A 12,533-nucleotide genomic window follows, 5' to 3' on the forward strand; every position below is an offset into this window, starting at 1 on the left:
AAAGCTATAAAACTACTCAAAAAGCAGTTATCCGCCTTTGAAGCAAAGTCAATGAGTTATTTGGAGCGTCTTTTTATGAGCAATGTGGATTATCCGATAGATGATTTCGGCGCTATTGCCTATGTTGATGCAAGCTATAGCGATACTGGGCGTTTTGGCTCTATTGGTATAGTAATGCTTACACGCAGCGAGGTTATTCAGTATTCGGAGATTCCGGAGAATTTGGAGGACTGCGCTCTTACCTCCACTAATCATGAGCTGCTTGCTGCTGCTAAGGCAATTCAAATGGCCAAAGAAAGACATATTAAAAATCTCATTATTAAGCATGATAATAATTCTATCGCTGAAGTGGCTAAAAGTCATTCTGTAACTAAGACGAGTATGGAGGAATGGTACAAGCAATTAGTTATGAAGCATAGAGAAAAGATGAGTATAACCTTTAAAAAGGTTAAAGGACATTCCAAGGAGTATTTTAACGAGCTTGCTGATACATTGGCTAATAAAGCGCTGAAGGCGGAGCGTGTGAAGCGTACTAATACGCCGTTATTCTTTTCCCTGGGCGATAAGTTTCAGGAGGCTTTGTCTAAGGTAAAGATTTGCGGTTAAATGTTATATATGCTGATTTTAGTTTATCTTGAACCGCTTGTGTTGGAAAACACATTTAGAAGAATTATTAACCTCGGAGCACGTGGCATATAAGCTGTATTTTGTAGTATAATTATATAAACAAAATCCGGAGGTTAATACTATGACTAGAGAAATGCATATGGGCGATATTGTGCGCCATTTTAAAAGAGAAACTGTCGAAAACCCTACGACGGAATACTTATATAAAATTCTGGCCTTTGCCGAGCATACGGAGACTGGCGAAAAGCTGGTGGTGTATCAGGCGCTGTATGCTCCGTTCAAGATTTGCGCCCGTCCTTACGCTATGTTTATGAGTGAGGTGGACCGCGAAAAATATCCTGCGATTAAGCAAAAGTACCGCTTTGAGGTTGTGACGGAGTTCTGATTGCTTAGGCGATTATACCGGTGGTGCATATAATTTTATTTGCAGGAGAGAACGGAAATGCTTTATCCGATTTTAGAGCAATATGATGTTGATATAAAAAAAGCGCTGGCCTACGGCTTTGTGCGGGAGGGCGCAGGGCTGACACTGCGCAAGGTGTTGCCGGAAACAGAGTTTTACGCTGTCGTTAAGCTTGCAGGCAAGGCGCTATCCGTAAATGTTTTTGACAGCGATACGGACGAGGAGTATTTGCCGTTTAATGTGGCGGATAACATCAGCGGTTACGTTATGAGCGTGCGTGAGAAAGCAGAGGCTCTGCTGGAAGAAATAAAAACGCAGTGCCTGATTAAGAGCAACGTTAAGCTGCAGCTGATGGATTACTGCTCGCAGCGCTTCGGCACTGTTCCCGACGCTCCGTGGCCGGAAACACCGGAGAATTTTACCTTTAAGACGGCGCGGAGAAATAAATGGTACGCTTTGTTTATGACGATTACCTATAAAAGCCTGGGCCTAGCGAAGGCGGGGAAGGTTGATGTTTTAAATATTAAGCTGCCGCCGGCAAAGATTGAGCAGCTGGTGGACAGGCAGTATTTTTATCCTGCGTATCATATGAACAAAAAGCATTGGCTGACGGTAATGCTGCAAAAGGATGCAGATATTTCGTTGGTGCAGGAGCTGTTGGCGGAAAGCTATCAGCTGGTGGAAAAATAGCAAAGGAGATTGAGCAAGTGTTACATATAGGTTGTCATTTATCCTCATCGAAGGGCTTTTTGGCGATGGGGAAGACGGCGCTGTCGATTGGTGCCGATACGTTTCAGTTTTTTACGCGCAATCCGCGCGGAGGCAAGGCGAAGGCTGTTAAGCCAGAGGACGCGGCAGCACTGAATGCTTTGATGCAGGAGCACAATTTTGCGCCGATTCTGGCACACGCACCATATACGATGAACCCCTGCGCAGCGGACGAAAAGCTGCTGGAGTTTGCGCAGATGGTGATGGAGGGCGATTTGGCGATGCTGGAATATGTGCCGGGGAATATGTATAATTTTCATCCCGGCAGCCATGTGAAGCAGGGAGCTGAGGTTGGCATAGAAAAAATAGCGGCGCTGCTCAACAGCGTGCTGCACAAGGATTTGCATACCACGGTTTTGCTGGAAACGATGGCAGGGAAGGGCACGGAGGTGGGCCGCAGCTTTGAGGAGCTGGCCGCGATTTTGAGCAGGGTGCAGCTTAACGAGAAGATGGGCGTTTGCCTTGATACCTGTCATATTTTTGACGGCGGTTATGATATAGTTAATGATTTGGACGGCGTACTGGCGCAGTTCGATAAAATTATCGGCTTGGAGCGATTGAAGGCTGTGCATCTGAACGACAGCCTGAATATTTGCGGCAGTCATAAGGATCGTCATGCGTGCATTGGTGCAGGCAATATCGGCTTGGAGGCGCTGACGGCGGTGATTAACCATCCGGCGCTGCGCACACTGCCGTTTTACTTGGAAACGCCGAACGAGCTGCCGGGCTACGCTGCGGAAATAAAGCTGCTGCGTGAGCGCTTTGCAGAGTAATATATCAAGAATTTTTGCAAGAGGTGAAAGATAGAAATGGAAATGGCTTATACGGAGCTGAATGCGAAGCTGTGCGCTTTTTTGGATAAAACGCCCAACAGCTTTTTTGCCGTGAATAATATAAAAGAGGAGCTGGCAGCTGCAGGCTTTACCGAGCTGCAGGAAAACAGCAGATGGCAGCTGCAGGCAGGCGGCAAATATTACGTGAGCCGTAACGGTTCGGCGCTACTGGCCTTTGTGATTCCCAAAAAGGCTTACCTGGGCTTTCAGGTTTACGCCTGCCACTGCGATTCGCCGGCGTTCAAGCTGAAGAATAATGCTGAAATCGTAGTAGACAAAAAGTATGTGAAGCTGAATGTGGAAAAGTATGGCGGCATGCTGCTGAACACCTGGCTGGACAGGCCGCTTTCCGTTGCCGGACGCGTGCTGTGCAACGTTGACGGCCGCTTGGAAGCGCGTCTGGTTAATGTTGAGCAGGACCTGATGATGATTCCGAATCTGGCAATCCACATGAACAGGGAAGCCAACGATGGCGTTAAGCTGAACGCGCAGACGGATATGCTGCCGCTTATCGGCAGTGCTGCGGCTAAGGACGGCCTGCAGAAGCTGTTGGCGGAGGCCTTCGGTGTCACCGCAGAGCAGATTGTAGATACGGAGCTTTTCCTGTACAACAGAATGCCGGCGACTACAGTCGGATTGGAGCAGGAATATATTGCCGGCGGCAGGCTGGATGACCTGCAGTGCGTGTTTGCCGGTCTGCAGGGCTTTTTGGCGGCAGAAGCAGGCGAAAGTGTGCCGGTATTCTGCATGCTGGATAACGAAGAGGTTGGCAGCGGGACGAAGCAGGGCGCGGCGGCGACCTTCTTAAAGGATGCGCTGCAGCGCATCAACATGGCACTGGGCAGGGACGAGGAGGATTATCTGGTGTCCTTGGCCAACAGCCTGATGCTTTCGGCAGACAATGCGCATGCGGTGCATCCTAATCATACGGATAAGAACGACCTGACGAACAAGACCTATCCTAATGAGGGCGTGGTTGTCAAATACAGCGCTAACCAAAAATATACTACGGATGCGGTATCCGGCGCGCTGGTGCAGCTGTTGGCTAAAAAGGCGAACGTGCCGCTGCAGCTTTTCTATAACCGTTCGGATATGGCAGGTGGTTCGACGTTAGGCAATATCTCTACCGCTCAGGTGGCAATCAAGTCGGTGGATATCGGCCTGGCGCAGCTGGCGATGCATTCCGCCTACGAGATGGCAGGCGTTAAGGATACGGCGTATCTGGCGGAGCTGGCGCAGGCATTTTTTGCCGCCGCTGTTGCGGAGGCTGCCGACGGAACGTACTGCCTGAAGTAACAATTTAATATGCGTATATCAAAGGGCATAGCAGATGCTGGTGACAGGTCTGCTGTGCCTTTGCTATTAGTTGCGGGCAGTTCGGCGTGGTGCTATACTGAGCTTAGGAAGTTTTATAAGCGAAAGTGGTGATTATATGTTGCAGGCAATACGCAGATTATCTAAAACACATCTAGCAATGCTGGCAGTCTGCCTGTTGGCGGTGGGCGGCGCTGTTTATTTCTTTTTGGCGCAACGTGCAAGCCGTCATGCGGCGGAGCTTTTTAATTATTATATGGCAAAGCAGCAGGTGCTGACAGGCACGGTGACGGCCGAGGAGCTGCGCGCCGATATCTGGGGCAATGTATATTTTAAAAACCTGACCTGGGATTCGCCGGAGCATGAACGTCTGGTGGATGTACCGGAGGGACGCATCAAAATCAAGCCTAAGGACATCATCCTGCGCATAGCCGGCATTGACACGGTGCAGGAGGTGGAGCTGAGCGGTGCTTATATTCATTTGGGCTTTGATGATAAAATGCGCCTGGATATCCTGCAGAATAAAAAGACGGCAGAGGAAAAAATTCTTTTGGACGAGGTGCCTATGGAAAAGCGTCATCTGCAGATTAAGGGCAGGCTGCCGAATATTAAGCTGATTTTGCATGATACGGTGCTGTCGGCGGAATATAAAAAGCGTCTTTTTGTTTTGAATGACGTGGACGGCACGGCGCAGATACATGAGCATCAAAGGCTGGAGCTGCACTTGGCTGCGGGACGCTATGGCGGCAGCATTGCAGGCAAGGGACTGAATATTGACGGCACCTGCGACCTGAAGGGGGAGCAGAAGACGAATATCAACATCTGCCTTTATGATGTTATTCCAGATTCGTTGGGCATGAAAAATGTTAAGGATGCGATGACGGTGACCGGGCAGATGACCGGCAGCCTGAAAAAACCTGTGATTGATGGTGCGCTGGCGCTGAAGGAGCTGCATCTGAACGATTTGTATTTTACCAATATCGACGGCACCTACCATTATGAAAATGCGCTGATAACCTTTCAGGATGTAACAGGCAGCATTTTCGGCGGTACCTTTGATGCGATAGGCTTGTATCATTTTGATAATCGCTATTACAAAATTGATGTTGATGGCAAGAACCTGATGGCTTCGCTGGCTGCTAAAAGCAGCAAGATAAATACGAGTGTTGATTTGAAGATAAAGTTCCGCAATGAGGGACCGCATGGCAATAATTTGGTATACGGCAGCTTTTCCACGGGCAAGGGAACATATATGCTGGTGCCGTTTTTGAGCCTGCGCGGCAGCTTCAGCGACCAGAGCGGTGAGCTGGCTTTCAGTAATGTGGAGATTGAAACCAAGGTGGGTACGTTTGAGAGCGATGTCTTTAAGATTGTGGACGGCAGATTGCAGCTGGGCGAGATTTTTTTGGCGAACGGCGAAGGCAGGCGCATACGCGTGAGGTAGGGGGAGTAGTATTTAGCAGAAGAAAAAATAAATATACAAAAAATTTAATGTCAGGAGGATTATTTAGATGGAATATATTGGTCATAAAAGTGATGATGGCGTAAATAGAGAACAGGCTCTGATTGAACATTTAAATGGAACAAGTGCTTTATGTTCTGAGTTTGCCAGAAGATTTACAATGGAAGAAATTGGAAAACTGCTTGGTTTATATCATGATGTTGGAAAGTATTCTATTGGTTTTCAAAAACGTATTCAACAGAATGGACCTAAAGTAGATCATTCAACTGCAGGGGCACAATTACTTGGAAAATATTTTGTGCCATTTGCTTTTTGTATTGCAGGCCATCATAGTGGTTTAATGAATCTTGGCGTAAGAGGTGATATTGATAACGGAACTTTGGTAGCTCGCATGAGAAAGAAATTAGTAGGAATTTTAGATTATAGTGCCTTTAAAAACGAATTACCTGAATTAAGTGTAAACAAAAAACTTTTTCCGGCTTTCAGTGATACCTTTTCAGCTATGTTTTTCACAAGAATGCTATTTTCCTGTTTGGTAGATGCTGATTTCTTAGATACGGAAAGGTTTATGCGACCTAATACTTTGAAGCGGGGGGAATTTTCCAGTTTAGAAGAGCTATACAAACGATATAATGCCTATATTATGGCTTGGGGTAATCCTACAAATAAATTGAATGAAAAACGTACGGAAATTCGTGAAGAATGTATTAATGCAGCTCATGGTCAAGAAGGCATTTATAAGTTAACTGTTCCTACTGGTGGTGGTAAAACAATCGCATCGCTTGGTTTTGCTTTGGAGCATGTGATGCAACATAAAAATAAAGAACGTATTATCTATGTAATTCCTTATACTTCCATTATTGAGCAGACCGCTGATGTTTTTCGTTCTATCGTAGGAAGTGAGAATGTAGTTGAACATCATATGAATGTTGATTATGATGATGCAGAATTTGGTGATGAAAAACAAAAAGAAAATGAACGTAAAAAGCTGGCAACGGAAAATTGGGATGCACCGATTATAGTAACGACTAATGTGCAGTTTTTTGAATCATTATATGGCAATAAAACAAGTCGTTGTCGTAAGTTGCATAATATTGCTAATAGCATTGTCATTCTTGATGAAGCTCAGATGTTGCCTAATGATTATTTAATTCCTTGTATGCGAGCTATAAGGGAATTAGTAAGTAATTATCATGTGACTGCGGTATTGTGTACAGCAACGCAGCCTAGTTTGAATAAATATTTTACTGAAGATGTACAACTACATGAAATTTGTTCTAATGTAGATGATTTGTATGATTTTTTTAGGCGTGTTCATTATGAAAAGACTGATTTTGAGGACACAGAAGCTTTGGTTGCACAACTTAATATACATAAACAGGTACTATGTATTGTTAATTCTAAAAAAGCTGCACAGAAAATTTTTGATGGCGTGAACGGAGATGGTTGCTATCATTTATCAACTTTTATGTATCCGCAGCATAGACGAAAAATTTTGGCTGAAGTTAGGGAACGACTTAAGAATAATTTGCCGTGTAAGCTAGTAGCTACCAGTCTTGTTGAAGCGGGTGTCGATGTGGACTTCCCGGTAGTTTATCGTGAAATTGCCGGCTTAGATAGTATAATTCAGGCAGCCGGCAGGTGTAATCGTGAAAATAAAAGACCATTAGAAGAGAGTATTGTTTATATATTTGAAATTGAGAATGATGATACTAAAATCCCTAGTTTTATAAGATTACCGAGAGAAATTACGCAAATGGTAATGCGTGATTTTAATGATATTTCATCTACAGCGGCAATAAAAAAATATTTTGATCAGTTACATGTAAATAAAGGCGAAAGCCTAGATATGCACAATATTTTGGGGATGTCTGATAAGAGGATGTTGTTTAAAGATATTGCTTCGGATTTTAAGATTATAGGCGAAACTGGTCGAGGAGTTTTTATTCCATGTGATGATGCCAGCAAGAAGTTATTGGAACAACTGCGTGCTGGCGTACGTAACCGTTCATTGATGAGAAAAGCAGGACAGTATATAGTAAATGTTTATGAAAATCAATTTCTTAAGTTGCAAGGAGCAGGAGTTATTGATGTTGTTGACGAAAATATTAATGTATTGGCTGATATGAGTATTTATGATGTCCATAAGGGATTGATAGTAAATATTGATGATGGTGTTGGCGTGTTCTTTTAACTTTTAAAAACAAATAGAGACGGAGGTACCCGTCTCTATTTGCTTTACTATAAAAGTAAATCGACAATATTTCTATCCACATGAGAATTTCATGACATATGTATAATATCAGAGAAGAAAAATATATGCAAGACTATTGTGGTATCCTTGACAGAGGATAGATTTAGATATATAATTAAAGCAAATCAACAATGAAATATATAAAAGGCGGTGATAATGTGAGTATTAAATTAGAGGTTTGGGGTGATTATGCATTGTTTAGCAGACCTGAACTTTCTGTCGAAAGAATGTCTTATGATGTAATTACTCCATCGGCTGCACGTGGTATTTTGGAAAGCATATACTGGCATCCAGGTATGTGCTGGCGAATCGATAAAATCTATCTGCTTAGTCCTATTCGTTTTACTAACATTAGGCGTAATGAGGTTAAAGCAAAAGCTAGTGGCAGCAAGGCAAGAAGTGTGATTAACGGAGCAGATGGAAAAGATTTATATCTTAATACCAAAGATGAAATTCAACAGCGTGCGTCAATGGTACTCAAGGATGTGCATTATGTTATCGAAGCGCATTTTGAAATGACGGATAAAGCTAATGCAGGCGATAATCCTGGTAAGTTTCAGGATATAATCAAACGACGCATTACTAAAGGCCAATGTTACCATACACCATACTTTGGTTGTAGAGAATTTCCGGTGAATTATCGTATGTACGATTTTAACAATGTGCCTACGATTGCTGAAAATCGTGATTTAGGATTGATGCTCTATGACATGGATTATAGCGATTTAAATAGCATTAAGCCTATGTTTTTTAGAGCTGTATTTGTCAATGGCGTAATAGATCTTACGCAATGTGAGGTATACAAATGATACTGCAAGCATTAGTAGATTATTATGAGGCTTTAGCTGCTAAAGGAAAGGTGGCTAAACCAGGTTGGGGAAATGCCAAAATATCTTATGCGCTGAATATTGATAAACAGGGAAGGTTACTAAACCTTCTTTCTTTGAAAATTTCTGTGCAAAAAGGCAAGAAAACAGTCGAATTGCCACAGAACATATTGCTGCCGGAAGCAACTAAACGTACTGCAGGAGTTGCTGCTCAGTTTTTATGGGATAACGCAAAATATGTTTTGGGTATAGATGCCAGTGGTAAAACTGAGCGTAGTAAGCAATGCTTTGAGACAATGGCACAAAAATGTCAGGAAATATTAGCAGATGCTGTTGGTGAAAAAGCAATGGCACTAAAAGCATTTTTCGCAACTTGGCAACCAGAATTAGCACACGAAAATATGCTTTTGCAGCCCTATAGGGAAGATTTACTGGGTTCCGCTAACTTGATGTTTAAGGTTGATGGCGAAAGTGTAGAACAGGATGAAGAAATCAAACGGGCGTGGGATTCTTATAAAAGCCAGCAAGCTACGGATGTAGCTAAAGGAATTTGTTTGGTTACAGGCAAGACTGCTCCAGTAGCTCGTTTGCATCCTAGTATTAAAGGGTTGTATGGAGCACAGTCTTCTGGCGCAGCTTTGGTAGCGTTCAATGCTCCTGCTTATGAATCATATGAGCATAAGCAGGGCGACAATGCACCGGTCAGTGAGTATGCTGCTTTTGCTTATACAACAGCGCTGAATACGTTATTGTCGAATGACAGAAATTATTTACGTATTGGTGATATGACAGTTGTTTTTTGGGCAGAAGGTGCAGATGAAGACAACGAGGATGTTTTTGGTGATATTTTTAGCAGTGCTAATGAGATTGTCAAAGATGAGGATATTAAGGGCTTTTTCGAAAAAGTTCGAGCTGGTAAGCCGTTTGAGATTAGTGATTTTACGGTTAAACCGGATAATAGGTTCTATATTTTGGGATTGTCGCCTAATGCTGCGAGAATTTCAGTACGCTTTTTCTTTATCAATACATTTGGTGATTTCATTAAGAATTACGAAAAATATTTTCGTGAATTTGAAATTATCAAACCGGGCTTTGATAACAGAGTAAATATACCATTATGGCAGATTCTGCAGGAAACTGCTAATAAAAATTCCAAAGATAAATCTGCTACACCGTTGTTGATAGGTGCTGTCTTACGTAGTATTTTAAGCGGTACAAAATATCCTGAAGCGTTGTATCAGAATACAATTTTACGAGCAAAGGCTGATCAGGATAATCCGGATAAAAATATTACCAAAATCAGCAGAATCAAGGCGGCAATAATGAAGGCTTGCTTGATAAGAAATTACAAATATAATGAGGAGGTTGTTACTGTGGCATTAAATGAAGAATGCAAAAAAGTACCTTATGTGTTAGGGAGATTGTTTGCGGTGCTTGAGGACTTGCAGGAAAAAGCTAATCCTGGTATCAATAGTACTATAAAGGATCGCTACTTTAATTCTGCTTGTGCTAATCCTAGCATGACTTTTCCGCTGTTGACTAAGCTTGCAAATACGCATTTGAAGAAAATTTCATCACAAAAAGGCACTGTAATCTATTTTGAAAAGTTGATTGGTGAACTTATGAATAAACTTGAAGTTGATGATAATGCGATGCCGGCTCGTTTAAGCTTACCGGAACAAGGTGAATTTGTTCTGGGATATTATCATCAAGTGCAAAAACGCTACGAGAAAAAGGAGGAAAAATAAATGGCTGAAGTAATCAAAAACAGATATGAGTTTACAATTTTGTTCGACGTAGAAAATGGTAATCCGAATGGTGACCCGGATGCAGGCAACATGCCGCGTATTGATCCTGAAACTGGTTATGGCATTGTTACTGATGTTTGCTTGAAACGCAAAATCAGAAATTGTGTCGAGACGATGTGCGAAGATAAAGAAGGCTACAAAATCTATATTAAAGATGGTGTGCCTCTGAATGAAAGCGATAATACTGCATATATTGCGTTTGGCACTGATGAAAAGAAAATTAAGGAATTAAAAAAAGATGATCCTGAAATTGATAAGAAAATTTGCCAATTTATGTGCAATAATTTCTTTGATATTCGTACTTTTGGTGCTGTCATGACTACATTCGTAAAGGCTGCTTTGAATTGTGGTCAGGTTCGCGGTCCTGTGCAGATGGGCTTTGCTCGTAGTATTGATCCGATTGTGACACAAGAAGTTACAATTACCAGAGTTGCTATTACAACTAAAAAGGATGCAGAAAATAAGAGCACAGAAATGGGCCGTAAATATATTGTTCCTTACGCATTATACCGTGTAGATGGTTATATTTCTGCAAATCTTGCACGTAAAGTAACGGGATTTAGTGAAGATGATTTGGCTTTGTTGTGGCAGGCAATTATCAATATGTTTGAATACGATCATTCTGCTGCTCGTGGCAATATGGCTGTACGTGAGCTTATAGTATTTAAGCATGCCACGGAATTGGGTAATGCTCCTGCATATAAGTTGTTTGATACTGTGAGTGTTAAGCGTAAGGAAGGAGTTATTGCTGCTAGAAGCTATAATGATTATGAAGTTGAAGTTGCAGAACATAAACTCCCTGAAGGTGTAAGCTGTACACGTATGATTTAAGGTGATTTCTTCTGTGAGCAATTAGCGTTTGTGTAATTTAGGTTCATGGTGCGAAGTTATATGAAACATAAAATTTAGCTTAGGTTCGCAACTTAAGCTAGAATGGGAAACTATAAGTTTTCTCACATCAAAATAAATTTTTAAGGATTTGAATTGAGCTGGTTCGCAATAAATGCTTGATTTAAATGAATGTAGAAGTATTTTGTTTTGATGTGTCGCTCCCGTGAGGGAGCGTGGATTGAAATATCATAGCTTGATTGCTTTAGAACGTGCCTACCGTCGCTCCCGTGAGGGAGCGTGGATTGAAATCATTATATATATATATAAGCGTCATTTTTGCCCGAGTCGCTCCCGTGAGGGAGCGTGGATTGAAATATAATATAGTCATGGTTGAGATAGAAATGAGTCAAGTCGCTCCCGTGAGGGAGCGTGGATTGAAATCTGGGAGGTACAGAAAATGAAAAGTATTAGAAAAGTCGCTCCCGTGAGGGAGCGTGGATTGAAATCTTATCGCACCGATGGAGTACAACCGGTATATGGTCGCTCCCGTGAGGGAGCGTGGATTGAAATGATATGTACTGGCCTACATTTGCGTTTTTAGGCGAACGTCGCTCCCGTGAGGGAGCGTGGATTGAAATAGAAAAGCAGGGAGGCGGGAGCCTCCCCGAATATAGTCGCTCCCGTGAGGGAGCGTGGATTGAAATCAAAAAGAGTGTATCATACACCACGCCACGCTCAGTCGCTCCCGTGAGGGAGCGTGGATTGAAATCTGCCGACGTGATGGAGCGTTGCAATGAGGTTGCGGTCGCTCCCGTGAGGGAGCGTGGATTGAAATTAGAAAAGCGTTATCCCGTCGAAGTCTACGATAAAGTCGCTCCCGTGAGGGAGCGTGGATTGAAATCTCTGGCTTGATCCGGAGCATAATACGGAAAAAGGTCGCTCCCGTGAGGGAGCGTGGATTGAAATATTTTGGAGCTTGCTAGTAGTAGCGGAGTAAAAAGGTCGCTCCCGTGAGGGAGCGTGGATTGAAATCGTAGTAGTTATGGTTATTAAGCTCTTCAGCTCCGTCGCTCCCGTGAGGGAGCGTGGATTGAAATCAAAAAAAAATAGAAAAAAGTTAAAAAAAACTGTTGTCGCTCCCGTGAGGGAGCGTGGATTGAAATTTAATATTATAAGTCAGTCGACTAATTGACAAACAGTCGCTCCCGTGAGGGAGCGTGGATTGAAATCATTAGTGGCGGGTTATTTGGTTATCACGGAGTTGGTCGCTCCCGTGAGGGAGCGTGGATTGAAATATGCACCTTATTTTTATAATCTCTCATTTTCTTCAGTCGCTCCCGTGAGGGAGCGTGGATTGAAATGTTTGAAAGTTGACGCTATATTAAACAAACTTTCGTCGCTCCCGT

At 42.8% G+C, this 12,533-nt stretch carries 10 protein-coding genes and 1 CRISPR repeat array; all 10 genes read left to right on the top strand.

Annotation, left to right across the window (positions count from 1 at the left end; all coding sequences use genetic code 11):
• Window positions 1-75 precede the first annotated feature (75 nt).
• The 10 genes from Q7Q81_RS09080 to cas7c all read left to right on the top strand — a co-directional run bounded on the left by Q7Q81_RS09080 (window position 76) and on the right by cas7c (window position 11,127).
• Window positions 76-606, top strand: a complete 531-nt coding sequence (locus tag Q7Q81_RS09080; RefSeq protein ID WP_304275469.1) for an RNase H family protein — start codon at window positions 76-78, stop codon at window positions 604-606.
• A gap of 142 nt (window positions 607-748) precedes the next feature.
• Window positions 749-1,012: a DUF1653 domain-containing protein gene (locus Q7Q81_RS09085; RefSeq protein ID WP_293693088.1), complete on the top strand. Its 264-nt coding sequence runs from the start codon at window positions 749-751 to the stop codon at window positions 1,010-1,012.
• 57 nt (window positions 1,013-1,069) lie between these two features.
• A complete protein-coding gene (locus tag Q7Q81_RS09090; RefSeq protein ID WP_304275472.1) occupies window positions 1,070-1,720 on the top strand; it encodes an MmcQ/YjbR family DNA-binding protein in 651 nt (216 codons plus the stop codon).
• A 17-nt stretch (window positions 1,721-1,737) separates the two neighbouring features.
• Window positions 1,738-2,571, top strand: coding sequence for a deoxyribonuclease IV (locus tag Q7Q81_RS09095; RefSeq protein ID WP_304275474.1), 834 nt, complete (start codon window positions 1,738-1,740; stop codon window positions 2,569-2,571).
• A 36-nt stretch (window positions 2,572-2,607) separates the two neighbouring features.
• Window positions 2,608-3,927, top strand: a complete 1,320-nt coding sequence (locus tag Q7Q81_RS09100; RefSeq protein WP_304275477.1) for a M18 family aminopeptidase — start codon at window positions 2,608-2,610, stop codon at window positions 3,925-3,927.
• A gap of 136 nt (window positions 3,928-4,063) precedes the next feature.
• Complete coding sequence (locus Q7Q81_RS09105) at window positions 4,064-5,389, top strand: hypothetical protein (RefSeq protein ID WP_304275480.1); 1,326 nt, start codon at window positions 4,064-4,066, stop codon at window positions 5,387-5,389.
• Between the two features lie 67 nt (window positions 5,390-5,456).
• Window positions 5,457-7,601 carry a CRISPR-associated helicase Cas3' gene (cas3, locus tag Q7Q81_RS09110; protein WP_304275482.1) on the top strand — a complete coding sequence of 715 codons (2,145 nt, stop codon included), beginning with the start codon at window positions 5,457-5,459 and terminating at the stop codon, window positions 7,599-7,601.
• Window positions 7,602-7,792: 191 nt separating this feature from the next.
• Window positions 7,793-8,470 (top strand): type I-C CRISPR-associated protein Cas5c, encoded by a 678-nt coding sequence (cas5c, locus tag Q7Q81_RS09115; RefSeq protein ID WP_368495529.1) that lies wholly within the window; start codon window positions 7,793-7,795, stop codon window positions 8,468-8,470.
• Window positions 8,467-10,236: a type I-C CRISPR-associated protein Cas8c/Csd1 gene (gene cas8c / locus Q7Q81_RS09120; RefSeq protein ID WP_304275485.1), complete on the top strand. Its 1,770-nt coding sequence runs from the start codon at window positions 8,467-8,469 to the stop codon at window positions 10,234-10,236. The genes cas5c and cas8c overlap by 4 nt, the downstream gene beginning before the upstream one ends.
• A complete protein-coding gene (gene cas7c / locus Q7Q81_RS09125) occupies window positions 10,237-11,127 on the top strand; it encodes a type I-C CRISPR-associated protein Cas7/Csd2 (protein WP_304136483.1) in 891 nt (296 codons plus the stop codon).
• A 214-nt stretch (window positions 11,128-11,341) separates the two neighbouring features.
• Window positions 11,342-12,488: direct repeats of the CRISPR family, unit length 31 nt; unit sequence GTCGCTCCCGTGAGGGAGCGTGGATTGAAAT.
• Window positions 12,489-12,533: the final 45 nt, after the last annotated feature.

This window comes from Phascolarctobacterium succinatutens (genome assembly GCF_958453765.1).
GTDB lineage: Bacteria > Bacillota > Negativicutes > Acidaminococcales > Acidaminococcaceae > Phascolarctobacterium_A > Phascolarctobacterium_A succinatutens_B.

Bases quoted from the DNA above. Each gene is read 5' to 3' on its own strand.
- Q7Q81_RS09080 (WP_304275469.1), top strand. From the start codon at position 76: ATGAGCAATGTGGATTATCCGATAGATGATTTCGGCGCTATTGCCTAT.
- Q7Q81_RS09085 (WP_293693088.1), top strand. From the start codon at position 749: ATGACTAGAGAAATGCATATGGGCGATATTGTGCGCCATTTTAAAAGA.
- Q7Q81_RS09090 (WP_304275472.1), top strand. From the start codon at position 1,070: ATGCTTTATCCGATTTTAGAGCAATATGATGTTGATATAAAAAAAGCG.
- Q7Q81_RS09100 (WP_304275477.1), top strand. From the start codon at position 2,608: ATGGAAATGGCTTATACGGAGCTGAATGCGAAGCTGTGCGCTTTTTTG.
- Q7Q81_RS09105 (WP_304275480.1), top strand. From the start codon at position 4,064: ATGTTGCAGGCAATACGCAGATTATCTAAAACACATCTAGCAATGCTG.
- cas3 (WP_304275482.1), top strand. From the start codon at position 5,457: ATGGAATATATTGGTCATAAAAGTGATGATGGCGTAAATAGAGAACAG.
- cas5c (WP_368495529.1), top strand. From the start codon at position 7,793: ATGAAATATATAAAAGGCGGTGATAATGTGAGTATTAAATTAGAGGTT.
- cas8c (WP_304275485.1), top strand. From the start codon at position 8,467: ATGATACTGCAAGCATTAGTAGATTATTATGAGGCTTTAGCTGCTAAA.
- cas7c (WP_304136483.1), top strand. From the start codon at position 10,237: ATGGCTGAAGTAATCAAAAACAGATATGAGTTTACAATTTTGTTCGAC.